Here is a 24,937-nt window from a genome sequence, read left to right on the forward strand (position 1 = left end):
GCTCAAACAACGTACCGTTTTCAGACCATTCTTGCTGCTGTAAACCAACTTTCTCTGGTCCGGTATCTGCGGTTTTTTAAGGACCTTTGGTTCTAGGTATTTACTATGTTGGCGCTTAGTTTGAGCGCCTTTAAGATTTAGGATGTCACAATGAGTCAAGAAATTAGCTCTCCGAAAGGTCAAATGCTGCTTCGTACCCTTGCAATGCCTGCAGATACAAACGCCAATGGCGATATTTTTGGCGGTTGGATAATGTCTCAGCTCGACTTAGCGGGCGCGATTCTGGCAAAAGAGATCTCTTGTGGTCGCGTTGTCACCGTTTCGGTATCAAGCATTACGTTCAAAAAACCTGTTGGTGTGGGCGATGTCGTATGCTGCTACGGCGAATGCACTAAGATCGGCCGCACATCCATGAGTGTCGATTTGGAAGTATGGGTCAAACCCGTCAAAGCTCACGGTGTTGGCGAACGCTTCATGGTTTGTGATGCGACCTTCAACTACGTAGCCATTGACAGTGAAGGTAAACCACGTCCGGTTCAGAATTAGTCAACCTACAACGCTAACAGTTAGAAAGGATCTCACATTTTCTGTTGTTCACTTGTGAGAGACACAAAAAAGGCGTTAAATTAACACTTTACCCTACCAATTAAGGAACTATGCTATGTGGTATGTCATCTTTTCACAGGACGTTGAGAACTCGTTGGAAAAACGCATGAGCGTTCGCCCACAACACTTGGATCGCTTACAAAAGCTACAAGACGAAGGTCGCCTTCTTACAGCTGGTCCGATGCCTGCGATAGATTCTGACAATCCTGGTGAAGCTGGATTTACGGGCTCAACTGTCATCGCTGAATTCGCCTCGCTAGAGGATGCTAAAGCGTGGGCAGAAGCCGATCCTTACGTAGCGGCTGGTGTTTACGATAATGTAATCGTGAAACCGTTCAAAAAAGTGTTTTAATTTATGAAAAAATTACTGTGTCTTTTCTTGGTATTTGGTGCTCTGGCTGGCTGCTCATCAACCGATGATAAGCAGCGCCAACTTGAGCTTATGGCATCAAACCGAGCAGGAGTCTTGTCAGCTGGTCTCCCTTTAGAGTACGGTCCACTGCAAATAATGCGTGTCTCATCCAACAAAAATGTTGTAGAGATGATGATGATTTATAACGATGGCGCCCTCGGTGCAAAGCCGTTAAATCAAGTACTGAATACCAGTATCTATACCTACTGCAGCAACCCAGAAGTTCGCAAGCAAATTGATATGGGCTTGATGTATCGTATTAAGGTACGTAATTCTCGCGGTCAGTTGATGGCAGATGAGTTGGTTTCAGCACAGACTTGTACTCAGGTGAAGTAGCTACAGTAATTTTTGTTGCTTTCGGCATGAGACGATGATTCGCTATTATTGGATAATCTGAAAACGAAAGTTAACAATTAAGAATAGAAAAACGGAGACCACAGTCTCCGTTTTTATTTGCTGTAACGACGTGTTACGCCAGCTCAGCACGGAGCTTCTTCGCCGCTGAAACCAGATTTGCCAATGCGGCTTCTGTCTCCTTCCAGTTTCGTGTTTTCAGACCACAATCTGGGTTTACCCACAAACGTTGAGCCGGAATTTTTTCTGCCGCTTTCTTGATTAAACCTTCAATCCATTCTTCCGTAGGAATGTTTGGTGAGTGAATGTCATAAACACCAGGGCCAATTTCGTTCGGGTAATTGAACTCTTCAAATGCTTTCAGCAACTCCATATTCGAGCGAGATGTTTCAATGGTAATGACGTCCGCATCGAGTGCCGCAACCGAATCAATGATTTCATTGAACTCGCTGTAACACATATGAGTGTGAATCTGAGTTTCTGGTTTTGCACTTGCCGCAGAGACCTTAAACGCATTTACGGCCCATTCTAAGTACGCTTTTTGATCGCGTTTTTTGAGTGGTAAACCTTCTCGAATGGCTGGCTCATCAATTTGAATGATATTGATGCCTGCATCTTGCAGGTCAGACACCTCATCACGCAGTGCCAAAGCAAGTTGCTGCGCAATTTCTTGACGTGTGATGTCTTCACGTGGGAACGTCCAACACAAAATCGTAACTGGTCCAGTCAACATGCCTTTCATCTGTTTGCTGGTTAGCGACTGGGCGTACGTCGACCATTCAACCGTGATCGGTTTTTCACGTTCAATGTCAGCAACTACAATGGCAGGTTTCACACAGCGAGAGCCATAACTCTGTACCCAACCAAATTTGGTCGTTTGAAAACCCGCCAAGTTCTCAGCGAAGTATTCCACCATGTCGTTACGCTCTGCTTCACCATGAACAAGCACATCTAGGTCGAGCGCCTCTTGACGTTTTACTGCGTCAGCAATATGTCCTTTAAGTGCTTGGATATATTCAGACTCAGATAATTGACCTGTACGATAAGCACTGCGCTGAACACGAATTTCACCCGTTTGAGGGAAAGAACCGATTGTCGTGGTTGGCAACAGAGGCAAGCCCAATACTTCAGCTTGATGCGCAGCACGCTCCGCGTAAGGTGCGCTGCGCTCGGCAAGTGACGCAGTAATACTGTTTAAACGTGCTTGAACTTGTGGCTTATTCACATGCGTTGCCGTTTTACGTGCTTTGATTGGCTGGCTGTAGGTATCACAAGCGAGAATCGCATCTTGATCACCATCGAGTGCGCGGCCAAGCAAGGCGACTTCTGTTACTTTTTGTTTTGCGAACGCAAACCAGCTTTTCACTTCCTCACTGAGTTCTGTTTCCTGTTCCAGATCAACCGGGCTATGTAGCAAAGAGCATGAGCTCGCAACCCAAAGGTTGTCGCCCAGTTTTTCTTTTACTGGCTGTAGACGTTCAAGTTGCGCACTCAAATCCGAGCGCCACACGTTACGACCGTTGACCACGCCAGCAGACAGCACCCACCCCTCCGGTAGTTTGGCAACCACGTCGTCAAGCTGCTGAGGCGCGGCAGATAAATCGATATGTAAACCATCCACTGGTAGCTTTACAATTTTGTCTAGCGTATCGCTTACGGAGTCAAAGTACGTCGTTAGCAGCACTTTTACATCGCTTCGAATCACTTGGTAGGCTAGCTTAAACGAATCAGCCCATTTGCTTTCTAGCTCCAGTGACAAAATTGGCTCATCAATCTGAACCCACTCAACACCTTGACTTGCTAGCTTTGCCAAAATAGCTTGGTAAGCAGTAAGTAAGCGTGGTAGCAGGGTTAAGCGGTCAAACCCTTCTTCGACCTCTTTGCCCAAGTAAAGGTAACTGACTGGACCAAGCAAAACAGGCTTCACTTGGTGGCCAGCTTGAAGCGCTTCGTTGACTTCTTCAAACAGTTGCGGCCAGCTCACTTCAAACGTATCGTCCTTGCTGAATTCAGGGACAATGTAATGGTAGTTTGTGTTGAACCATTTGGTCATATCCGATGCCGCAGCGCCCGCACAGCTGCAACCCGCCTGAGATTGACCGCGACCCACTTTGAACAACGTATCCAGGTTAGGGAAACCATCAGCGTGACGCTTTGGCACATGACCCAATAGCAACGTGGTCGTCAGTACATGATCGTACCAAGCGAAGTCGCCAGCGGTGGCAAAACTCAGACCAGCATCCGTTTGTGTTTGCCAGTTTTTGGCGCGTAGATCTGCCCCAACCTTTTTAAGCTCAGCTTGATCAATTTCTCCTCGCCAGTATTTCTCCTGAGCGAATTTTAATTCTCTTTTTTCACCAATGCGTGGATAACCTAGTATGTGAGTCGTTGTCGCCATGTCCCTATTCCTTTCTCAATTTTGTTCAATTTGTTTGTATCAGAGCATCTTTCTGTAAAGGATAAGATGTCTGGATGGCTAAACTATCGCTCTCATCTGATATTAGAACAACGTCCATTTATTCAACTTGTTTATTAAAAAAATTCATCATGAAGCGACATGATTCGCAAATAAAAACAACAAATAGACGTCTAGACGTTTACATATCCATTTTTTGTCGTTAAGTTATTTACACGATTGCTATTCTGTTCATAGCGAGCAACAAAGGATGAAAGGAATTCATGATAGAGCTAAAACATTTGCGGACACTCACTTCGCTTCGAGACACTGGCTCTCTAACGGCGACAGCGACCGCTTTGCATCTCACTCAGTCGGCACTGTCTCATCAGATCAAAGATTTGGAGGCGCGAATTGGAGGGCAACTGTTCCTGAGAAAGACTCGTCCGGTGAAGTTCACTTCAGAGGGAGAAATCCTATTGCGTCTTGCAGAAGATATCCTTCCGAAACTCGCAAGAGCAGAAAATGATTTAGCGAGCTTGAAAGAGGACGTCAATGGCCGATTACATATGGCCATTGAATGTCACTCTTGCTTCCAATGGCTAATGCCTGCACTTAGGGAGTACCAACTTGCTTGGCCTAGCGTAACATTGGACTTTTCCTCTGGTTTTGGCTTTGAACCACTCCCAGCTCTATTGGCAGGCGAACTCGATCTCGTTATTACTTCCGATATCCAACCTCGATCTGAAGTCCACTACGAGCCTCTATTCGACTTTGAAATGCGTTTAATTACCGCAACCAACCACCCATTGGCGGAAAAAGAAATTATTGATCCGCAAGATCTCGCAGATCAAACCATGCTCTCTTATCCTGTTCAAAAACAAAGGCTAGACGTCGTAAAACACTTTCTTCAGCCAGCAGGAATAGAACCTGCGAAATGGAAGCAAGCCGACAACACTCTCATGTTAGTTCAGATGGTCTCTGCTGGATTGGGGGTGGCCGCACTACCCAATTGGGCGATTTCTGAATTTTCTCGCCAAGGTCTTATTACCAGTAAACCTTTCGGCCAAGGCTTATGGCGTCGCTTGTTTGCAGCAACGCGTCACTCAGAGAAAGAGAAGCGTTACTTACAAGCTTTTTTCGCAACCGCGAGGCTACAATGTAAAAGCCACCTTGACGGAATCAAGGTGGCTTAAAAGATTTGGGTTATGAAAGGCTTAGCGTTGATATGCTTTAAATTGGTTAGTCAATGGATCGTACTGATAACCGAGCATATCAAGCTTGCCGACTACAGACTCTACATCCATCTCATACACTGATACTAACTCGTCAAAACTGTCGCACTCTAAACGTAGCTTTTCGTTGACGATACCTAGCAAAATAGTGCTGTCCAGATTACCTACATTGCTTAAATCCATCGCGACTCTCCTCTTCGACAAGGTATATAAACAAGCGTAGTAGTAATCACGCGAATTTAAAGTGAGTGCGATCTAAAACGTGATCACCTTATACCCAAGCACCAAGAAAGCACTTGGATATAAGCTGTCTAGCTTTGTCTTTAGAATAGAGGTTAAGCCGCTAGAGAGAATAAACCTTGCAGGCTCGTCATCGACGCGAGTGCTAGAAACAAGGCAACGCTCAGTTGCACCTTTTCTGGTTTCTTATGCGTAAAAATATGCCAACACCACACAATAATTGAAGAAATTAGCATAGCTAAAGACAGCAAGATCGGCTGTGTCGCAGCGTTTAGTGTGGCTTCATTTAACTGGTAAGAAGCAAACAACGTTGCGATGACTAATAGCATTCCAGACACAATGCCCGTAACTGGTAAAATACGGTGAAATGCCTGTAATCTGCTGCGAGCTATCGTAAGCAGCAATTGAGAAAATGACGCCCCAAGGAAAAATATCATTAGCGCCATCGCTATCGATGCTGGCCAGCTTGATTGCTCAAATACTTGAATACTCACATACGCAAAGGCCAAACCATTCGCTAAATGCATCGCCCATAGTGGCCCTTTTTCACGCGTTTTCTTGGTTTGAACCTGAGAATAGAAGTAGAAAATAGCAAACACGATCATAAATGCTTCAATGCGAAGTGACGCAACAGCGAGCCACAATACAGCTACTGCAGGCAACATTTTATGAAGACGTCCTCGCTGACCAGGACAAATATCGCCCTTGATTAGAAGCAAAGTCAGTAGCGCTTGTGCGCCAAATAGCATCGGAGGGAAAGTAACCAGCAATTGTTGAATCATGTTGAATGCACGCTCAAAAGTCATTTTGGGGGGCGATAATATCAAATCAACTATCGCCAAACCACCGAAAGTCGGCCCCCAAATGAGCTAAAACGGTAAGACAATTTTATTCACAGAGAAGCAAGATACTTCAACGCGTCTTCCTGCGTTAAAACTCCACGGTACTCTTCTTTGGTATTACACAGTACCCAAGGGAAACGAATCCCGGTTTTAACCAACTCTCGAATAACAGAGACAGGTAAATCCTCATCAACCAACACAAATTCGGTGCTCATTATCTGATTAACAGGACGTTTCCAAATTCGGCTTTCTCGTTCAGTTTCTCGCTCTGTTCCCATCGAAGGCGTTAGGTGTAAATTCACCGTCTCTTTAGTAATTAACCCAACACAACGATTTTCATTGAGAACAACTAAAGGCGAGCTTGGATTCAAATTCATGTACTCCACTGCCAAGGAGAGCGGTTCTCCAGGGTCCATAGACCTGACTTGTTCATGGCTCACAGATTGCAACACATCACTTTGCTTAGACTCAATCGCGATGTCAGAGAACAGATGCTCATAACTGTCCGCTTTATCCATCAAATCGACAGGCACGGCAGCAGAAAATAGAAAGCCCTGCATGTAATCGACACCGATTTCTGCCAATACTTGAAGTTCTTGCTTAGATTCCACGCCTTCAGCAACCACTTTTACATTCATTTGCTGTGCAAGCTCGGTGACCATTTTAACAATGTTATAGCTGGTGCTCCCTTTATGAATGTTCTTGACGAATTTTCGGTCTATTTTCAGTAAATCAAACTGCCCTTTTTCTAGATAAGAAAAAGAAGAATACCCAGTACCGAAGTCATCAATCGCGATCTCAACGCCCTCTTTCCGCACTTCCTCTAGAGCTCGAGTATGCTCCTCATCTTGTTCAAAATACGCGGTTTCTGTTAGCTCGATAGTTACTCGCTTAGGGTCTACACCACTGGCTTTAATCAAATCATGCGACCGCTGAAGGATCTGAAGAGAATCCAATTTCGTATTGAGGGAGCGATTGATGGTCACGCCCACTTCCTCGCCATAAATTTCTTGTAAGCGCGGAAAGTGCTTCAACGCAGCTTGGCAGACCACATCATCAAGTGCCGCTATGAGTTCTAGATCTTCAATAATAGCGATCATCTTTTGCGTACAATACGCATCATTTTCATCATAGAAGCGTGCGAGAGCCTCGAACTTAACCACTCTTCCGGTTTGAACGTCGATAATCGGTTGAAAGTAAACGTCCACTAGCCCACTCTCTATTTGCGCCTCCAAAAACGCCTCGAGATGTTGGCGCTTCACTAATTCAGAGTGAAGTTCACTGTCGTAAAAGTTGGAATAGCTGCCTTCACCGGAAATAGAGGACAACATCGCTTGCGCTGCATGTGCTAGCGCTTGTCTTGGTCGGTTCGTATCATAGCCAAGGATTGACACACCAGTTTGGCCTTTAACGATAGTGGCATGCATTTTTGTGCCCATTTCATTTCTAAGCTCATTAAAGAACCCTTTCATGGCAATTTGGATCAAACGAACCGGGCTCAACCATTGACAATGAGGGGTCTGCAAGCATACGACAAACACATCCCGAGATAACTGCCCCGCAATACTGGTGTAGCGACTTCGCATAATAAAATCTGCAAAACCTAATTGCTGTTCAAGCAAGTATCTCTCCGAAAACTTGGGTCTTAGTGTCATAACAATGTTGAGTTCTTTATTTCTGCTTTCATTCGCTAAGGTAGCTAATTGGAGTTCAAATTCTTTCCTCGTCGGTAAAAAGGCAGCCCAATCATGCTGTTGTTCACAACGATTTTTCATCCACAACAACGAAGCAGAAATATCCGTAGAAAATCCGAGATAAAGAATTCGTCCAGAGTGAAACGTAAGTCGGTAAATACAAAGATGATGAGCTTGGTTGCTACCGTTTGCTGTTTTGCTCAGCAAGTTACCACACCAACATCCTTCATCATTAATTCGCTGCCACAGCTGATCATAAAACGCTTGGCTATGGTGAGAGGTACTGAATATATGAGTTTTAAGCCCAACCAGATCTCGGTTTTGATAGCCCATTTGTAACTCAAAGGCGCGGTTACAACCTAAGATGCGCGTATCTTCATCGGCAACTAAAACGCCTACATTTGGCAAATCAAAAATCGTTTCGAGAATTTTCGCTAACTCCTCGCAACCAGTGATTGTTAATTGTGGAATGATAGTGCCTTGGATAATGCGCTTATTGAGCCTTTCAAAACTAATAATCACGTGCACTAAGTTAACGTTTTTTAGCATCATGCAACAAGAAAACCGCCCCCGTCCGCCAAAGAGTTCCACTTCTAGAATTCGTTGTTTTAGCGTTTCTTGTTGCCCCATCAGCATATGATCAAACAAGTTATTTAGGCTGGTTACTGGCATACTTATCCCAAATGCCTTTGCCATTCCTTGCTGATCACATTCGAACTCGCGAGTATCAATATCGTAAGACCACTCTATAACAGGAGTTAGACTGGAAGTCGTTTGCATTTTTGGATGCACTGTTGTCGTAGATTCACTCATACCCTAGCCCCTTTTTTTGTAATTAGCCCAAGGCTCAAAATTCACAGTCAATTCGCGACATTCCAGTTGGGACCTGCCGATCCTCTTTATAGATGGATTGTGTCAACGATAAGCCTATCGACTTAGAACTATTTCCAGAGCAGCTCAGCCTTTTGTATTTAATATGCACCAATTTGATTATAGGCTTTACCCCATATAAGCACACCATTGCTTATGCTTTGTATTAAGATTGCGACATTTTTCATGAACCGATCTATAACCATGAGGCTTTCAAGGTGAAATTAGACAGAAAATCGCCGATAGAGCATTGATATTTTTACAAACCAAATAAAACTCGATGAACTAAGCTTGAATAGATGAGTTTGTTATAGATACCTGATAATCAAATCGCTATAATTCGCGCTCCCTGGAACAGAGAGCAAAATATGACCAATAACATCACTCCTATTCATGAGTACAAAAAATACTGGGCAGAGTGTTTTGGTACGGCACCTTTCTTGCCGACCAGTCGCAAAGAAATGGATGCCCTAGGATGGGATAGCTGTGACATTATCATTGTAACCGGTGACGCTTATGTGGATCACCCAAGCTTTGGTATGGCTATCATTGGCCGCCTGCTAGAAGCACAAGGTTTCCGTGTCGGTATCATTGCTCAACCAGAATGGCAAAATAAAGATGCGTTCATGCAACTTGGTAAGCCAAATCTGTTCTTCGGGATCACTGCGGGTAACATGGACTCCATGATCAACCGTTACACCGCGGATAAAAAGCTTCGTCACGATGACGCGTACACACCGAATAACGAAGGTGGTAAACGCCCAGACCGAGCAACGTTGGTTTACTCTCAACGTTGTCGTGAGGCATACAAAGAAGTACCTATTGTTTTAGGTGGTATCGAAGCTAGCCTACGCCGTGTGGCACACTACGATTACTGGTCAGATAAAGTTCGCCGTTCTGTACTGTTTGATGCAAAAGCAGACATCCTACTTTTTGGTAACGCAGAGCGCGCACTTGTCGAAGTAGCACATCGCATCGCAAACGGCGAAGACATCAGCACCATGACCAATATTCGTGGTACTGCTGTGAACTTGCCAGCGGCGCCAGAAGGCTACACGGTTATTGATTCTTCTCGCATTGAAAAACCTCGTAAAGAAGCGTTCGTACCAAAGAACCCATACGAAGTAGAAACTCAGTGTGAAACTAAAAAAGACGAGCCAGTTGCACAACCAATCACGATTCGCCCATCACGCCACGATGCTGCGACGACTGCGGTCCGTTTACCTTCGTTTGAAAAGCTAAGAAACGATCGTATTCTTTATGCGCATGCAAGTCGTGTATTGCATCTAGAAACGAACCCGTACTCTGGTCGAGCGTTACTTCAAAGCCATGGTGATCGTGAACTTTGGGTAAACCAAGCTCCAATTCCATTGACGACCGAAGAGATGGACTTTGTGTTTGGCCTGCCTTACGCGCGTGTTCCTCATCCTATGTACGGCAAAGCAAAAATTCCTGCGTACGACATGATCAAGACGTCTGTGAACATCATGCGTGGTTGCTTTGGTGGCTGTTCTTTCTGTTCGATTACCGAGCATGAAGGTCGAATCATTCAAAACCGCTCGAAAGAATCTATCATCAACGAGATTGAAGAAATTCGCGACAAAGTTCCAGGCTTTACCGGCACAATTTCCGATCTTGGTGGCCCGACTGCAAACATGTACCGCCTGGGCTGTAAAGATCCAAAAGCGGAAGCGAACTGTCGTCGTCCTTCTTGTGTATTCCCGGGCATCTGTAACAAGCTAAACACAGACCACAAACACACGATCGATTTATACCGCGAAGCGCGTAAAGTTGAAGGCGTGAAGAAAGTGATGGTTGCATCTGGCGTACGTTACGACCTTGCGATTGAATCACCAGAATACGTGAAAGAGCTCGTGACTCACCACGTAGGCGGTTACTTGAAGATTGCACCGGAACATACAGAGAAAGGTCCTCTTGATCTGATGATGAAGCCAGGCATGGGTACGTACGATCGCTTTAAAGAGATGTTCGAGAAATACAGTGCAGAAGCAGGCAAGAAGCAGTACTTAATCCCTTATTTTATCTCTGCGCACCCAGGCACAGAAGACGAAGACATGCTGAACCTTGCTCTGTGGCTCAAAAAGAACAACTTCGAATGTGACCAAGTACAAAACTTCTACCCTTCGCCAATGTGTAACGCAACGTCGATGTACTACTCAGAGACAAACCCTCTGAAACGCGTGAAGTACAAAAAACGTGAAGATGTACCTGTAGCAAAAGGTGAACGTCAACGTCGCCTACATAAAGCGCTGTTGCGTTACCACGATCCAGCAAACTGGCCAATGATCCGTGAAGCCCTAGTCAGTATGGGTAAAAAACATTTGATTGGTGACAAACAAGGCTGTCTCGTTCCTGCAGAAGACATTGAAGCACAAACACCTGCGCAACGTCGTAAATCTGGTCGTCACGGGGCAAACCGCTTTGCAACCAAACATACCAAAAACCAACCAGGCTTCGGTGGTCATTTGAACAAACGCTCTGAAGGCGGTTCAAAAGATGGTAAACCATCTGGTAACCGTAACGGTTCTGGCAAAGCTACAGGTGGTCAACGCTCTGCAAGCAACGGCCAACGTCCTAGCGGCAACGGTGCAAACCGCCCGGCAGGTAGCAAGCCGCAAGGCCAAGGTCGCCCACAAGCACAAGGCAAACCAACTGGTCAACGTAAACCAAAGCGTCGCTAACTCTTTAGCACTTAGATACTAGAAAGGGCTCCAGAGGTAACTCTGGAGCCCTTTTGTTTTGTCGGCTCATTGAGGCATCACTCACAACTCAAACTTTGATTCAATCAATACAAAAAATGGTAAACACCAACCAACTTATTGGAAAAACAAACAATTATTTGATTGACGCAAAACCATAAAAATCTAACTCATTGATTTTTAATTGCTTTATTTTGGTGCGATATTTGCCTAACAGAGTAAAACTCTTAAACATGGGCTAACGATGAATAATCCACTTCCCCCAAAAACTTCTATGTTCTGGTATGACAACAGCTATACCTATGAGGAGGCCGTTCAGGCATTTGAAAGCGATGGTACACTGAAATCGCTGAATATCGTTCCAACCACGGAATCTGATGATCTTGCTGGCTCACCCCCAGAGCGCAGTATGTTTTGGGAGGGAGAAACAAAAAAAATCGATCCGCCACCGCCGTCTGAACCAGAGCCTCTCAATTTAAAAACTGAGAAAGAAGCAACGGAAGCATCACCTGCGCACTTTATCCCAGTCCGCTATGCCATCGATCAGCTAGAAACAGAAGAGACACAACCTTTTGGTTTGCCTGAAGAATGGAAAGGCCAAGGCCCAGCCAAACTCAATACCGTTGGTTACACCCTGCGTCAACTGCGCGACGGTTGGCTGTATGTCTATGATGCAATCAACAAAAGCTTAGACGAATACGAAATCAAAGGAACGCAATTCACGCTCTATAAGTTGGGAGAATCAGAAAGCCCAAAATCAGAGCAGCGTGGGACACCACAAGATGCAAAGCCCTTCCTTACTTACGTCAACGGAAGCGTACTATCGATTTGCTTCTCTGAGCACCGGTGGACATGGCACACGTTCATGCGCGTACTTAACAATCCGAGTAATCATATCGATCGCATGCAAACCATTGTTCTGTCCTCAAACGAGAATCAGCACAACATTGCACCAATAGATAAGTTAACCCAAGTCGCTGATATTGAATCTTCTGCCGTCGATGATGGTCGCTTTGCGGATTCTGGCATCGCCACCAAAGCAGATGAAGATGGTTCTGTCTTTAAACCTGTCGCAGTCGAAAGCGATTTAACCTCTGCGATTCCAGAAGAAGAATCAGGCTACTTCGTCGCGATAAAAGATTACGCCGCAGACATTCAAGATATGTCACTGCATTTTGTTGGTGCCGCAAGCCCTTACCGCCTTTTCACTGACCAGTTTTCAAACCAGTGGAACTTGATGCAGACCGCCATGCAACTGTGTATGTTTGGTGCAAGTGACGAGATAGACATGCCAGCTAGCGTTAAGCGTAACGGCGAAGAGCTGTCGTTTTATACCGACATGGCTGACTATTATGACTCCTCTCACCAACTTGATTTGGCAGAGCAGAACAAAAGCTCAGTTCAGTCCGGCTATCCTGCTAAATTTTCCGCTGGAGCGATTGAATCACACCAACATACCCAAAGTGACATTGCTAAAGCGATACAGGACAAATATCGAATTTCTGCGAGCCGTTTTGGTAAATACGAACAATGGATAGCGACTGAACGCTGGCGTCAGCAGCTCAACTGGAAGCAAATGCTGAGCGAGATGCAAGAGCTGTCAGAACAAAAAGAAACCATGCTAGCCCAAGTGGTTTCGGTCAAACGCGACTTTATCGCAGTAATGGAGTCCTTAACGCCGCATCATCTCGAAAGAACCTTCGACCTATACAGCGAAGACACGCAGTACAGCTTGTATCAACTACACAAGCAAGCGGTTGAGTCATTTACTTTGGTGATACAAGAAGAAGACCGCCAATGGGCTGAAAGCCAATGGGAGAAACCAACCAGTTTACTTGCTCTCTATGCCTCTGGGTTTAGTCGTAGTTTATTTAAAGTGATGGAGAAGAATATTACAGAGGCGCTTGATGAACAGTCGATCGTCTCAGAAAATCCTGATCCTGATAATCAGTTGATGGACCAGATATCTGATACCAGCAACCGCGTGAATATGTACTCTAAGATCATGGACTTTGTTTCCAACCCAAACACTGCGGAAACAGCCTTTCTCAAAGATATCGCCAAAGGTTTCCAAGAGCTGGATATTATTTTTAAATCTGCAATAGGTGCGCTTGCAAAAGGCGTTGTAGAGTTTGGTGTTAGCATGACCTCACAAGTATCAATTTCGCTGATGCCTGTTTTCGCTAAACCTCTGAACCGTCATAGCTATTATTTATTTGCCGTTATTGCAGAACATATGGCACACAATATGCCCGTAACAATAAAAGAAGGTTACGCTCACGATTTTAAAAAATGGAAAACACGCGTAAATGATTATCTGATTAAGCTCGAAAAAAACGATGCAATCATTGCTGACTTCCAGAAAAATAACCGCAAAGCTGACTCTAAATACACAACAGCTTTAGAAAATAGAAAGACTATTAAGAAGGCTCTCGCTGTAGCTACATTGGAGTACCCGCAGTACATTGAGTTACCTGATGATCTACCTCAAAGAACCATCGAGCTTAGAACGCGGATCGTGATGAATAAGCTCAATGATTTGAATAAACTGTTCGAGAATGCCGGTGGTCTAGGCTTTATGGCATTAGTATTTAACTGCATCGCGCTTGGTGATGCCATGAGCAGTATCCAAGACACTGGGTTAATGTCCTCAGATGAATTTTTAGATATTCAGCAAAAGCTTTTTTATACAGCAAACGCTTGGACGGGTATTCGTACGGGTAAGTATTGGGATAAGGTTAAGGGAAGTGACGAACTCAGAGAGCACTCGCTAAAAACTCTAAAAAAGTTAGTAGATCGAAATACAAAAGGCTTTGAAAACCTGATTCTTGATGACTTAAAAGTATTTAATAAATGGCTTGCGATTACAGGGGCTTTAGGAGCGCTGGCTTCAGGTATTGAGGCTTACCGTTCTTGGCAGAGTATCGATAACGTTTATGGCCTCGAAAGCAAATTATATTTAGCGAATACCGTAACACTTGGTTTAACTGGTGCGATTGGTGCGTTTCAGTTCTTAGGAGCCTCTACTGGTACTTTTTCGACTAACTTGCTTTTTGGTGGCCCGGTAACGGCAGCTTTAGTTATTCTTACAGTTACATACTTAGCCATCAATTATAAGTTGAATAAACTGAAACAAGATGATTTCCAAAAATGGTTAGATAAACTGCCTTGGGGTTATCACCCTGCTCGCACTCAGTGGAGCCAATCTTCGAGCTTGCCCGAAAGAGAGAAGCATAATTCAGCATTAGTGCAGCAAGCGCTGTTTGACTTACAATCTATTATTCAACAGCCTACGGTATACCATCAACCTATTGAAAATATACAGGCTTATCCAGGCTATACACATCGTGAGTTAGTTGGCTTGGAAGTGCATATTCAGCTGCCACGGCGCGCTGCAACGAATGGTATTATGGTGAGTACTAACAGCAAGGCAACAGAAGATGATTTGACGTCCGGCTCGTGGCATCAAAACGCAGATTTAGTCACTCTTAAAACTCAAGACCTAGCTAGTGCCGAATTGGTGGTGTACAAGGTAGCATTGCCAATCACAGAAGTAGACCATTACCTTGCAATGCAAGTGGTGTACGATACGGAAGATGATGCTCCATCAAAGCGTGAGTATTGGTTCCAAAATAGCGTAAAACAGAGTGCAACTTATCGCGTGATTTCAGACAATACCAAACAAAATATCATTAAAAAATCACTCACCACCGTTGTTGGCACATTAGGTTTTAAGGAGTAACCCTTGGCATATTCACCATTTTACGTCACCCCAGAAGAGTTGGCAGTTTATCAAGAGGCACAAGAGCAAGAAATACTCGCAGGCGATAACGTCAGAACATGGCATAAGTATGATGTAGAGGAACCATTTCGCTATTACTTTAAACTTTTTGCGTTTCCATTTGTGATCGCCCCATTCCTATTAACTTTGTTTATACATACGAGTGACACGGTTGACGTAACTATTTTTTCTTTTATTTTATCGGTGATGGTGTCTGGAGCCTTTTACCTTACGATTGGCCTCGACTATCGCTATGACTATATTTTTTCTGACAAAGGCTTTGTGATGAAGAAACGTCGCAACATGCCTAAGTGGGTGAATACCGCCATGCAAGCCGTTGGCTGGATAGGTGCAGTGGTATGTGTGGTGATGGTAGCGATGGTTGGCCCGATGGCGTTAGCAGGTGCAGGTGCTTTTATATTAGTCTCCTTTAAAATGCTTAAACGCCAACCAGATGAACCAACAGAAGTGAGAATCGGAGAGCGTGAGGATTGGCTGTTTGCGGACTACAATAAAAAAAGGAAAGTGATCCAGTTCTATTTTAAGCATGACATATGCAGATATCGAGATACTGCTCATAAGACTATCTTTCGCTCACAAGATAGATCAGATTGTTATGTTTTCTTTAAAACTGAAGCGGATTTAGAATCCATGGTCACGCAACTGTCAGAGGTCTACAAACTGGATTGTAAAGAGGTCGATGATCATAAAAAGCTGTTTGAAGCAAAGCCAGAATCAAGGCTCTTTAGTATTCCAGTTTGTAGTAGAGAATATCAAACCGAAGAGGTATTTGATTTAAGGGCGTCAAATGCCCCACTTCCTGAGCGTGAATACCTTTACAACGGCAAGTGGCAAACGGAATCTGAAATCGAACAATCAAAATCTGAACTAACGGCAGCCAAGGTATAAACCTTGGCTTATTTACCTTTTTACATCCCCCATGAAAAGCTTTAGGTTTACTCTGATGTACAAAAAGAAAAATTGGTTCAAATAACGAATTTTTAACTCGAGGATAGGAGAGTAAGCCCGAACCTTTCTATCCTCTACTAAACACCCATTTTGCACTGAGCAAATAATTACTCATCATGCCTGCCAATATGCCTAAGCTCAAAGCCAAATAGACCATCATTCCTTGCGTTCCTAGCGCGAGCGTTACGCCTTTAAACACAATAAAATTCGGCAAAGCACTGATACAGGCACTCATCATAGACTTTTTCCATTGAGCGAAAGGGTTGGTTTTTTCTGCTTGAGAGAAAGTCAGCCAACGATTACCAAGCCAAGTCGTGGTTGCCGCAAATAAAAATGCTATCCCACGAGCCAACATCAGATCCAGACCAAACCAATGGAACAACACAGAAAAGATAAGGGTGTCGACCATAAAGCCGACACCACCTACCAGAGCAAACCTTGTTAACGAAGCAAACCTTTCTGACGAAGCAAACTTTGGTAATTTGCGCATTCCGCTATCCAACCACACAGGTGTAGAGTGAGCGTTTCGATTTTGCTGTGAACTCGTTGGTACAACTCAACGCATTTTCATGAATCATGCTATCCACTTGCTGCGATTTACCAATCAGGTGGAATTTCTTCAGATTGTTTAAGTCATTCTTATCTTCAAGCTTTTTCGCCTGACCATGACTATAGAACTGGCCTGAGAACGGGCGCTTACCAATATAAAAGACCGGAGCGTTGTCATTAATTTGCGCGAAGATTATGCGGTCGCTGCGGCTATCTGCTTTGCCCATATTCAAAACCAACATCGCAATCATAAGCAGGGCTGGCAACACCGCTGCCGTTCCGGTCAACCATTTGAAATCGTGTTTATCCACCAGCATTGCAATCAAGATACCCAACGCAGGCACACCCGGTAGCACGTAAGCAGGCAAAATATTCCCAGCCATGGTGAACAAGATCATTGGAGAAATCAGCCAACACATCAGGAAGCTAAACAAACCTTGATGATCGGTTTCAATGGCTTTGAGTACCTTACGACGTTTCCACGCCAAGATAGGCAATACAATTGACCAAGGCGCAGCCGACTGTAGCCAGAATACCCAGATCATCCCACGTGGTTGATCATGAGCAGAACCATACAGATCCCCTTCCCAACCGCTGACAACAAAACGCTTAAAGTGCTCGCCAACAATGAAGTAATCAATAAATCCAGGCGTCGCCATTTCAGCCATGATGTACCAAGGTAGAGCAATCGCCAGCATGAGCGCCAACCCCGACACAATTGGAAAACGCTGCCACAAGGCTTTGAAGGCACCAAAGAAACCATGCTGAATCACGAGCCAAGGAAATACTGCGATGCCCATGATCACGATCGCCACCGGACCTTTTGCTAACAGCCCGCAAGCCAAGCCAAAGAAACCGAGATAACCCCACAATCGGCTGTGTTTGTCTTTGCCAAGCCAGCAGTAGTAAAAGCCGACCATCGCCATGGTCATTGCCAATGTCAGTGCCATGTCTGTCATCACTGCACCCGCCGCAATTGAAAAGATGCCACACGTCGCCAATACCAACGCTGCGATGACTGCGTTAAAGCCAGCGCGATGCGCCATGGCTGCAACAAAAATAATAGTCGCGACACCCGCCAACCAATGAGGCGCGCGCACTGCGAATTCATTCAATCCAAACAGCTCAATGCCGTAAGCACTCATCCACGTGAACAGGGGTGGCTTCCCCCAAAAAGGCACGCCATAATCAAACTGTGGGGTAAGCCAATTGCCTGTTTCCACCATTAAGCGCGCCATTTCGCCGTAGCGGGCTTCGGTGGTGTCCATCAAAGGGTAAGCGGCAAGTGAAATAAGACGGAGTAAAAGAGCAAACGCCAACAACAACCACAGATGGGTTTTATTAATACTCATGATTACGCGGTTTCTCCCAGTTTAAACTTCATGGTTTGGATGGATTGATGTTTTGCAGGCTGCTCGTAAACAGACTGAACAAGATAAAGAGGACGTTGCTTGGTCTCGATAAAAATGCGGCCAATGTATTCGCCCAAAAGGCCAATCGACAGCAGTTGCACACCGCCCAATGCAAGTTGGACGACCATCATGGATGGGTAGCCAGTGACAGGCTCACCAAACACAACAGTTTTCATCACTATGAATGCGCCATAGATAAAGGCACTGAACGCCACCAATGCACCGGCAAGTGTCGCTAAGCGCAAAGGACGAATGGAAAACGAGGTAATGCCGTCCATTGCAAGGCCAATCAACTTGAGGTAGTTCCATTTGGTCTCACCACAGAAACGAGCGTCACGCTCAAACTGAACCGTCACTTGCTTGAAACCCGGCCAAGAAAAGATGCCTTTCATGTATCGGTTACGCTCTGGTAGCGCATTGATGTGTTTAACCACTTTTGCGCTCAGTAGACGGAAATCGCCCACATTCTCCGGCACATCCAATTTCGCCATGCTATTAAGCACTTTGTAAAAGCAAGCGGCCGAGAAGCGTTTGAACCAAGTTTCACCGTGGCGTTCGCTGCGCTGCATATTCACCACGTCATACCCTTCACGCCATTTTGATACCATTTGTGGGATCAACTCCGGCGGGTCTTGCAAGTCGGCATCAATCACGATCACCGCTTCACCTTGGCAGTGTTCCAGACCCGCACTCATGGCGGACTCTTTGCCGAAGTTACGGCTTAATGCAATACAACGAACGTCGCTAGAAGATTGAGAAAAGTTTTGCGCGATCATTAGGCTGTCGTCTTTGCTACCGTCGTCGACATAGACGATTTCACAGCGTTCTGGCATTTCATCCAAAACGGCGGCTAAACGACGATGAAATTCAGGCAAGACTTCTTGCTCGTTAAAGAATGGCACCACAACAGACAAAACTGTTTTAGGCTCAGTGTGTTGGCTCACCTTTGAAAAGGTTACAGCGTGAATGTTGAAGGTTGACATGCTACTCTTCCACTAAATCCGATGAATGAATCCAGTCTACAAACATCAATGTGAAAGAGATGTTATTGACATCTTTTTCACGTCCTTAGTGAATAATGTTCGGTTAATACGAAATGTTATTTTCGAACACCTGCCCACTTGGAGAGAAATACATGAAACGCGTACTTTTAGTCGAAGATAATCGAGAAATCGCAGGCATGCTGTTCGATTATTTTGAGTGTGCAGGTATGGAACTCGATTATGCAGACAACGGCGAGCTCGGCCTGAAACTGGCGATGGAAAACACCTTCGACATCATCTTGCTCGACCTCATGCTGCCACGCATGGATGGCCTGACCATGTGTAATAAACTTCGCGACGAGGGCAACAACACACCGGTACTTATGCTGACGGCGCTCGATAGCCGTGACGATATGCTCAAAGGCTTCCAACACGGCGCCGATGACTATCTGACCAAACCTTTCGACTTGGATATTCTAGAAGCGCGTATGATGGCGCTGATCCGACGTTACCGTGGCACTGTCGCATCGAGTAAGTTGGAATATGGCGAAGTCTCTATCGACCAAAAAACGCGTAAAGCTTACCGCCAAAATAAACTGTTGGCGCTAAACCCTACCACTTACACCATTCTGGAAATGCTTGTGAAAAGCGCGCCAGACGTGGTGACACGTGAAGAAATCGCCTTCCAACTGTGGCAAGAGAACGAGCCGAACAACGACGTTCTGCGAAGCCACATTTACCAACTGCGTAACCAACTTGATAAGCCATTTGAACAACATGTGCTGATCACCGTACCGAAAGTTGGCTTCCGCTTGGAGACAAGTGCATGATCAATCGCTTACTTGCTAGCACGCAAAGCACACAAAGTATGACAGGGCGACTCGCTCTGTTTTTCTCTTTTGTGTCGGTCGTGATTGGCATCTTCTGCTTTTTGTTGATTACTGGCTCCCTGCTTTGGTCTGAAGACCGCGTGGGCGAGCGTCGTATTATGGTCGACAAAAAAGAAGCGATTGAACATTTCCAGTCTCATCCAGAGCAAGGCAGTATTCAGCTTGACCTGCTCACTACCGCATACAACGACATCTCATTGGTTGCCGAGCGCTACCAAAAATACCTAATAGGTCAAAAGCACTTTCTTGATGAAGTAGAAGACGGTGAATACTCGCGCATGGTTTACATGAGTACTTACACCTACAAAGGCGTTGAACATCCCGTGATTCTGGTTTCCTTGATTGATGAAATCGAGATCACCTCAGAGGAATTCATTCTCGTCGTCGCTATGGTGTTATCGATTGTCGCCGTGCTGGTGTTCCTGTTTGGTAGCCTGTTGCTGCGTTTGTCACAGCGCTTAATTGAACCCGTCAATGCGCTTAAAACTCAACTCGATCACCACCAAGGCGATGCCACACAGACTTTTAGTGTGCCCGAGGGCTCGGCCAAAGAGTTCCAAACCCTTGCGGATGAATTGAATGAGTACCGCCACAAAATCAACCAAGTCATCAAGCGTGAGCAAGCCTTTGCACGATACGCAAGCCATGAACTGCGTACACCGTTAACCGTAATGAAAGGCTCAAGCAGCTTACTGGCGAGAAGTGCGAATACGGATTTCCAGACCCGCCAAGTGAACCGAATTCAGGATGCAACGCAGCAGATGTCGACCATGGTGGATGCCCTACTCGGCTTAGTGCGTTACGAGCGTAATGCAGATGACTCACCAGTACGCAACATCACCGAAGAAGAACTCAACCAAATCATCTTCCAAAGCCAAGCTCAGGCCGATGAGAAAGCACTTAGCTTTGATGTACAGATAGACGGCAACCCAAGAACGCGCGCGACCAATGCAGTGCTAACCATTATTCTTGGCAACCTGATTCGCAACGGCATCGCCGCGACACCATCGGGATCAATTCATATCAATATGGATGAGAACACCATCTCGGTGCGCGATGAAGGTGAAGGCTTTTCAACCATTCCGCATTCTGATGGGCACGGATTAGGTTTGATGATTGTGGACGATTTGTGCCAACGCTATGGCTGGCAGTTTAAGATTGGTACACATCCAGAAGGTGGCTGTGAGGCGGTGATTGATCTTGCGTCAGAGCATCAGGAATAACCGAAATGGTTGTACTGAAACACAGACTTTTTATCTGGGTTTAATGGCGTTACACTACGCGCCCTTTTTAACGGCAAGGTCGCGTGGTTGGACACGTCAGCAGTCACATGAAACTCTCTGAAAGCCCGATAACTCAACACAACTTCAACGGTCATACGTTTTTTCTTAAGCGTGATGACATGCTGCATTCTCACTTTTCTGGGAACAAAGCACGTAAGTTTATGGCGTTGATGGAAACGCAAAACAGCGACATCAAAACCCTCATCAGTTACGGCTCTGCTCAATCCAACGCGATGTATTCGCTAGCGGCTCTCGCCCAGATTAAAGGTTGGGCATTTGAGTTTTATGTTCATCACATTCCATCTTGGCTAAAAAGCTCCCCCATCGGAAACTATCGCGGCGCTCTCGATTTGGGTATGAAAATCACCGCCATGCAAGACATCGGTAGCGAACTCCACCCTAGTGAATACATCCACCAGGTACGAAGATTAGATGAGTCGACATTGCTTATTCCAGAGGGTGGACGTTCCCACCTCGCTGAAGCTGGCATCAAACAGTTAGCACGAGAAATTCTTGATTGGACGCGATTGAGAGGTAAAGAACAGTTTACCGTCGCCCTGCCATCAGGCACTGGCACGACCGCTTTATATCTTCATAAACATTTAAGCCCACACGGCATAGAAGTGCTAACTTGCCCTTGCGTAGGCGATGCAGATTACTTAACTGAGCAGTTCAACCAGCTCTGTGAAAACAGCCACCCAACCATTTTAACCATCCGCAACAAACACCATTTTGGTCGCTTGTACGAAGAAGATTACATCACATGGAAAGCACTCTTTGAGCAAACCGACCTCGAATTTGACCTGTTATACGACCCGTATATGTGGCAATGCCTCACCCCTTGGTTGGAAGAGAACACAGATAAAACGGTGATTTACATTCACCAAGGCGGGTTACTTGGCAACGAGTCGATGTTGCCAAGATATCAACGAGAATTTGAATAGCGTGTTCAGATAAAGTTGTTGTTGATTCCAGTGATTACACTATTTGATGAGCGCCAGAATTTCTTTGAATTCAGGTGCTCGGCAATCTTCGACCATTTCATACAAACACATTTCTAGCCCAGTGAGCACCACACCGTTAGCGGTTAACTTCGCAAGAGCGAGCGCTTTATTGGCAGCGGTTCGGGAAGATACACAATCCGTGACTAATTCAACGCGATAACCGGACTGGCGCAGAGAAACCGCGGTTTGATAGACGCAAATGTGGGATTCAATACCGCAAACCAACCAGGTATCAACTTTCGCGTTCTCCACCGCGACCTTAAATGTCGCCTCTTTGCAACCATCAAACGTGTACTTGGTAATAGGTAAATGCGTGCTTTCAAGCACTTCACGAATCGGCTCCGCGGTTGGGCCCAACCTTTCTGGATTCTGTTCTATCCACAGAATAGGCAAATCTAGTGCTTTGGCACCCTTTACCAGTTTCGTGATATTTTCAATCAGTGCGTCGCTTTCATGCATTAATGTAGCGAGTTTGCCCTGAACATCCACCACAATCAGGCCCGTGTTTCCTTTCGATAACATTTCCATCTCCTATCTTGTGCGACCACAAACCATACTCAACAAGTTGAGCAACAGTTAATGTATCAGAACCCTTTCATGTTAGAGCAATAAAACCTAGAAAGATGACCTTCGCTCACACATTTGCCCTTAGGTAAGGGTGGTTTGAACTGACTATTTAAATTTCTCTCGAATTAGTTCAATCAAGGCTTTGACTTTATTGGGCAGAAATAAGGCCGAGGGATAAATCAGAGTAAGATGCTGCTTCGGATGCGCGAATTGAGGCAGCACCTCGACCAACAAACCGTCTCTCAGTGCAGGCTTGGAATGAATTTGAGGAATAAACGCGATGCCGTTTCCTGCTATCGCCATCGAGCGCAGCAAGTTGAGGTCGTCCGAGCGCAACGCCACATGCAGATCTGAATCGAGCAAATCGGCATTGTAACGATTAGTTAAAAGGCGATGCTGCTTAAGATCTTCCACCGTTTTTACTGGCGGATGCGATTCTAGATAGGCTTTTGACGCAACAAAGTGACTACGATAAGGCAAAAGACTGAACTGCACATAGCTGTCATCGGTGACTTTGACCACGCTCGGAAGAAGCTGTAAATCAAACGATTGACGCTTAAGATCGACACTCTCTTGATGGTTTTCAATCTCGACCGAAATCTCCGGATACCGCGTTGTGTACTCGGTGATGATCGCGTTAAACGCGGCAGAGCTCATCAATGCGGAAGGAATGGCTAAACGCACCTTGCCCGTCAGATCTTGTTGATATTCGTGCATGGCATTTAAACCTTGCTGAATATGGTCAATAGGCTGCCCCACCAACTCAAACAAGCGTTTCCCGTGCTCCGTCAACTCAATGCTGCGTGTTGTGCGGATCAAAAGCTGTACCCCGAGCGATTTCTCTAATTCTTGCAGGCGACGACTCACTTTTGAGCGTTGTAGTTGATTCGCCTCTGCCGCTGCACTTATACCGCCGTGAACCACCGTCTGAGTGAATAGGTAAATATCATCAAAACTAACGTTCATTGTCCTATTTTTAGGTCATTCATGTTCGTATTATCATTCTACTGAATTGTGAGTGACTTCTCTATAATCCGCTATCCAATATGTTTAACGGAACTTGTAATGACGGCTGACCAAAAATTTAAACACTGGATGCGAACTTTGATTGTCCTGTTCATCGTACTATTTTTGTACATTATCATTGCTGACCGCCACGCCCCCTTAACGACCGAAGGACGAGTACAAGGATACGTTGTCCAAGTCGCGCCCGAGGTATCTGGTAAAGTGACCGACGTTCTCATCGAGAATAACCAGTCCGTTCAAAAAGGCGATGTGTTGTTTACGATTGATGATCGTAAATACAAGATAGCACTTGAACAGGCGGAGCTGTCTCTGCAATCCGCTTATGAAAAAGAAGCAACGCTGTATTCTCAACGCGAAGCCGCTCTTGCCAATATTGCCCGCGCACAAGCGACATTTGATAATGCACACCGCGAGTACAACCGCTTACTGACACTATCGAAGCAGAAAGTCATCTCTCAATCGACACTCGATAATGCCTTTGCCCAAAATCAGGTATCACGTGCAGCGCTTAAAGCGGAACGACAAAACTTAAAAGTCATTGAGGCGCAATTAGGCGATCAAAAAGGTCAAAGCACCGCCGTTCGAATTGCCAAAAACGGCATCGAAAAGGCGCAACTTGATTTGGCAAATACCGCGGTACTCGCTCCCAGTGATGGTGTCGTGACCAACCTGCAACTAGAAGTTGGCACGATGGCAAACACCAACATGCCATTGCTGACGTTTGTACCAACAGGATCACTCTGGGTAGCCGCTGATTTTCGTGAAAAGTCCGTCGCGAACGTAGACAAGACTTTCCACGCCTTGGTCACATTTGATGCCAACCCAGGTTCGGTGTACGACTTTGATTTAGCTAGCCGCGATTACGGTGTAGCAGCCGCACAACAAACGCCTAATGGCGCACTGACCAAAGTGGAAGTGAACAACCGCTGGGTACGTGATGCGCAGCGTACACGAGTGAACCTAACCAGCAGCGAAGAGTTACCACCAGCACTGTTTGTCGGCTCTCGCGCTACCATTGTTTTGTACCCAGACAACAGCATTTTCTGGCAGTTGATGGCGCAAGCACAGATTCACCTCGCAAGCTGGTTCCACTTCATTTACTAGG

General features: G+C 45.5%; 20 protein-coding genes. 11 read left to right on the forward strand and 9 right to left on the reverse strand.

Annotation, left to right across the window (positions count from 1 at the left end; genetic code table 11):
* Positions 1–150 precede the first annotated feature (150 nt).
* The 3 genes from yciA (at position 151) to R7Z10_RS09495 (ending at position 1,354) form a co-directional block, all read left to right on the forward strand.
* A complete protein-coding gene (gene yciA / locus R7Z10_RS09485; RefSeq protein WP_005376768.1) occupies positions 151–546 on the forward strand; it encodes an acyl-CoA thioester hydrolase YciA in 396 nt (131 codons plus the stop codon).
* A 115-nt stretch (positions 547–661) separates the two neighbouring features.
* Complete coding sequence (locus tag R7Z10_RS09490) at positions 662–958, forward strand: YciI family protein (protein WP_005376766.1); 297 nt, start codon at positions 662–664, stop codon at positions 956–958.
* Between the two features lie 3 nt (positions 959–961).
* Positions 962–1,354, forward strand: a complete 393-nt coding sequence (locus tag R7Z10_RS09495) for a GspS/AspS pilotin family protein (RefSeq protein WP_005376765.1) — start codon at positions 962–964, stop codon at positions 1,352–1,354.
* Between the two features lie 133 nt (positions 1,355–1,487).
* On the opposite strand, the gene metE is transcribed toward R7Z10_RS09495, so the two are convergent.
* Positions 1,488–3,770 carry a 5-methyltetrahydropteroyltriglutamate--homocysteine S-methyltransferase gene (gene metE, locus R7Z10_RS09500; RefSeq protein ID WP_005376764.1) on the reverse strand — a complete coding sequence of 761 codons (2,283 nt, stop codon included), beginning with the start codon at positions 3,768–3,770 and terminating at the stop codon, positions 1,488–1,490.
* 281 nt (positions 3,771–4,051) lie between these two features.
* On the opposite strand from metE, the gene metR reads away from it, so the two are divergent.
* Positions 4,052–4,963, forward strand: a complete 912-nt coding sequence (gene metR, locus R7Z10_RS09505; RefSeq protein ID WP_005376763.1) for an HTH-type transcriptional regulator MetR — start codon at positions 4,052–4,054, stop codon at positions 4,961–4,963.
* 21 nt (positions 4,964–4,984) lie between these two features.
* On the opposite strand, the gene R7Z10_RS09510 is transcribed toward metR, so the two are convergent.
* From R7Z10_RS09510 to R7Z10_RS09520, 3 genes are all read right to left on the reverse strand, one after another.
* A complete protein-coding gene (locus R7Z10_RS09510; protein WP_005376762.1) occupies positions 4,985–5,185 on the reverse strand; it encodes a DUF4250 domain-containing protein in 201 nt (66 codons plus the stop codon).
* Positions 5,186–5,337: 152 nt separating this feature from the next.
* Complete coding sequence (locus R7Z10_RS09515) at positions 5,338–6,048, reverse strand: hypothetical protein (RefSeq protein WP_005376761.1); 711 nt, start codon at positions 6,046–6,048, stop codon at positions 5,338–5,340.
* Positions 6,049–6,134: 86 nt separating this feature from the next.
* A complete protein-coding gene (locus R7Z10_RS09520; RefSeq protein WP_318104712.1) occupies positions 6,135–8,591 on the reverse strand; it encodes an EAL domain-containing protein in 2,457 nt (818 codons plus the stop codon).
* A 425-nt stretch (positions 8,592–9,016) separates the two neighbouring features.
* Here R7Z10_RS09520 and R7Z10_RS09525 point away from each other — a divergent pair, with 425 nt between their 5' ends.
* The 3 genes from R7Z10_RS09525 (at position 9,017) to R7Z10_RS09535 (ending at position 16,058) form a co-directional block, all read left to right on the forward strand.
* Positions 9,017–11,350 carry a YgiQ family radical SAM protein gene (locus R7Z10_RS09525; RefSeq protein ID WP_318104715.1) on the forward strand — a complete coding sequence of 778 codons (2,334 nt, stop codon included), beginning with the start codon at positions 9,017–9,019 and terminating at the stop codon, positions 11,348–11,350.
* Positions 11,351–11,612: 262 nt separating this feature from the next.
* Complete coding sequence (locus R7Z10_RS09530) at positions 11,613–15,110, forward strand: T6SS effector BTH_I2691 family protein (protein ID WP_318104717.1); 3,498 nt, start codon at positions 11,613–11,615, stop codon at positions 15,108–15,110.
* Between the two features lie 3 nt (positions 15,111–15,113).
* Entirely contained in the window at positions 15,114–16,058 is a 945-nt protein-coding gene (locus R7Z10_RS09535) for a hypothetical protein (protein ID WP_171344315.1), read from the forward strand.
* 127 nt (positions 16,059–16,185) lie between these two features.
* On the opposite strand, the gene R7Z10_RS09540 is transcribed toward R7Z10_RS09535, so the two are convergent.
* The 3 genes from R7Z10_RS09540 to R7Z10_RS09550 are packed head-to-tail and all read right to left on the reverse strand — an operon-like array spanning position 16,186 to position 19,062.
* Positions 16,186–16,608 carry a GtrA family protein gene (locus R7Z10_RS09540; protein ID WP_318104721.1) on the reverse strand — a complete coding sequence of 141 codons (423 nt, stop codon included), beginning with the start codon at positions 16,606–16,608 and terminating at the stop codon, positions 16,186–16,188.
* Positions 16,609–16,612: 4 nt separating this feature from the next.
* A complete protein-coding gene (locus tag R7Z10_RS09545; protein WP_318104724.1) occupies positions 16,613–18,019 on the reverse strand; it encodes a glycosyltransferase family 39 protein in 1,407 nt (468 codons plus the stop codon).
* A gap of 2 nt (positions 18,020–18,021) precedes the next feature.
* A complete protein-coding gene (locus R7Z10_RS09550) occupies positions 18,022–19,062 on the reverse strand; it encodes a glycosyltransferase family 2 protein (protein ID WP_238952028.1) in 1,041 nt (346 codons plus the stop codon).
* Positions 19,063–19,214: 152 nt separating this feature from the next.
* Here R7Z10_RS09550 and R7Z10_RS09555 point away from each other — a divergent pair, with 152 nt between their 5' ends.
* The 3 genes from R7Z10_RS09555 to R7Z10_RS09565 all read left to right on the forward strand — a co-directional run bounded on the left by R7Z10_RS09555 (position 19,215) and on the right by R7Z10_RS09565 (position 22,179).
* Positions 19,215–19,892 carry a response regulator transcription factor gene (locus R7Z10_RS09555; protein WP_005376751.1) on the forward strand — a complete coding sequence of 226 codons (678 nt, stop codon included), beginning with the start codon at positions 19,215–19,217 and terminating at the stop codon, positions 19,890–19,892.
* Positions 19,889–21,175 carry a HAMP domain-containing sensor histidine kinase gene (locus R7Z10_RS09560; RefSeq protein ID WP_005376750.1) on the forward strand — a complete coding sequence of 429 codons (1,287 nt, stop codon included), beginning with the start codon at positions 19,889–19,891 and terminating at the stop codon, positions 21,173–21,175. The genes R7Z10_RS09555 and R7Z10_RS09560 overlap by 4 nt, the downstream gene beginning before the upstream one ends.
* A 107-nt stretch (positions 21,176–21,282) precedes the next feature.
* Complete coding sequence (locus R7Z10_RS09565) at positions 21,283–22,179, forward strand: 1-aminocyclopropane-1-carboxylate deaminase/D-cysteine desulfhydrase (RefSeq protein WP_005376749.1); 897 nt, start codon at positions 21,283–21,285, stop codon at positions 22,177–22,179.
* A gap of 39 nt (positions 22,180–22,218) precedes the next feature.
* On the opposite strand, the gene R7Z10_RS09570 is transcribed toward R7Z10_RS09565, so the two are convergent.
* Together R7Z10_RS09570 and R7Z10_RS09575 are read right to left on the reverse strand one after the other, a co-directional pair.
* Positions 22,219–22,761, reverse strand: coding sequence for a hydrolase (locus R7Z10_RS09570; protein ID WP_005376747.1), 543 nt, complete (start codon positions 22,759–22,761; stop codon positions 22,219–22,221).
* Between the two features lie 150 nt (positions 22,762–22,911).
* Positions 22,912–23,772: a LysR family transcriptional regulator gene (locus R7Z10_RS09575; protein WP_137282241.1), complete on the reverse strand. Its 861-nt coding sequence runs from the start codon at positions 23,770–23,772 to the stop codon at positions 22,912–22,914.
* A gap of 99 nt (positions 23,773–23,871) precedes the next feature.
* On the opposite strand from R7Z10_RS09575, the gene R7Z10_RS09580 reads away from it, so the two are divergent.
* A complete protein-coding gene (locus tag R7Z10_RS09580; protein WP_005376744.1) occupies positions 23,872–24,936 on the forward strand; it encodes an HlyD family secretion protein in 1,065 nt (354 codons plus the stop codon).
* Position 24,937 lies beyond the last annotated feature (1 nt).

This window comes from Vibrio sp. Vb1018 (assembly GCF_033338775.1).
Lineage (GTDB): Bacteria > Pseudomonadota > Gammaproteobacteria > Enterobacterales > Vibrionaceae > Vibrio > Vibrio alginolyticus.

What these genes read in the sequence shown, in the direction of transcription:
- yciA (WP_005376768.1), top strand. Translation starts at nt 151, where the DNA reads ATGAGTCAAGAAATTAGCTCTCCGAAAGGTCAAATGCTGCTTCGTACC.
- R7Z10_RS09490 (WP_005376766.1), top strand. Translation starts at nt 662, where the DNA reads ATGTGGTATGTCATCTTTTCACAGGACGTTGAGAACTCGTTGGAAAAA.
- R7Z10_RS09495 (WP_005376765.1), top strand. Translation starts at nt 962, where the DNA reads ATGAAAAAATTACTGTGTCTTTTCTTGGTATTTGGTGCTCTGGCTGGC.
- metE (WP_005376764.1), bottom strand. Translation starts at nt 3,770, where the DNA reads ATGGCGACAACGACTCACATACTAGGTTATCCACGCATTGGTGAAAAA.
- metR (WP_005376763.1), top strand. Translation starts at nt 4,052, where the DNA reads ATGATAGAGCTAAAACATTTGCGGACACTCACTTCGCTTCGAGACACT.
- R7Z10_RS09510 (WP_005376762.1), bottom strand. Translation starts at nt 5,185, where the DNA reads ATGGATTTAAGCAATGTAGGTAATCTGGACAGCACTATTTTGCTAGGT.
- R7Z10_RS09515 (WP_005376761.1), bottom strand. Translation starts at nt 6,048, where the DNA reads ATGACTTTTGAGCGTGCATTCAACATGATTCAACAATTGCTGGTTACT.
- R7Z10_RS09520 (WP_318104712.1), bottom strand. Translation starts at nt 8,591, where the DNA reads ATGAGTGAATCTACGACAACAGTGCATCCAAAAATGCAAACGACTTCC.
- R7Z10_RS09525 (WP_318104715.1), top strand. Translation starts at nt 9,017, where the DNA reads ATGACCAATAACATCACTCCTATTCATGAGTACAAAAAATACTGGGCA.
- R7Z10_RS09530 (WP_318104717.1), top strand. Translation starts at nt 11,613, where the DNA reads ATGAATAATCCACTTCCCCCAAAAACTTCTATGTTCTGGTATGACAAC.
- R7Z10_RS09540 (WP_318104721.1), bottom strand. Translation starts at nt 16,608, where the DNA reads ATGCGCAAATTACCAAAGTTTGCTTCGTCAGAAAGGTTTGCTTCGTTA.
- R7Z10_RS09545 (WP_318104724.1), bottom strand. Translation starts at nt 18,019, where the DNA reads ATGAGTATTAATAAAACCCATCTGTGGTTGTTGTTGGCGTTTGCTCTT.
- R7Z10_RS09550 (WP_238952028.1), bottom strand. Translation starts at nt 19,062, where the DNA reads ATGTCAACCTTCAACATTCACGCTGTAACCTTTTCAAAGGTGAGCCAA.
- R7Z10_RS09555 (WP_005376751.1), top strand. Translation starts at nt 19,215, where the DNA reads ATGAAACGCGTACTTTTAGTCGAAGATAATCGAGAAATCGCAGGCATG.
- R7Z10_RS09560 (WP_005376750.1), top strand. Translation starts at nt 19,889, where the DNA reads ATGATCAATCGCTTACTTGCTAGCACGCAAAGCACACAAAGTATGACA.
- R7Z10_RS09565 (WP_005376749.1), top strand. Translation starts at nt 21,283, where the DNA reads ATGAAACTCTCTGAAAGCCCGATAACTCAACACAACTTCAACGGTCAT.
- R7Z10_RS09570 (WP_005376747.1), bottom strand. Translation starts at nt 22,761, where the DNA reads ATGTTATCGAAAGGAAACACGGGCCTGATTGTGGTGGATGTTCAGGGC.
- R7Z10_RS09575 (WP_137282241.1), bottom strand. Translation starts at nt 23,772, where the DNA reads ATGAACGTTAGTTTTGATGATATTTACCTATTCACTCAGACGGTGGTT.
- R7Z10_RS09580 (WP_005376744.1), top strand. Translation starts at nt 23,872, where the DNA reads ATGACGGCTGACCAAAAATTTAAACACTGGATGCGAACTTTGATTGTC.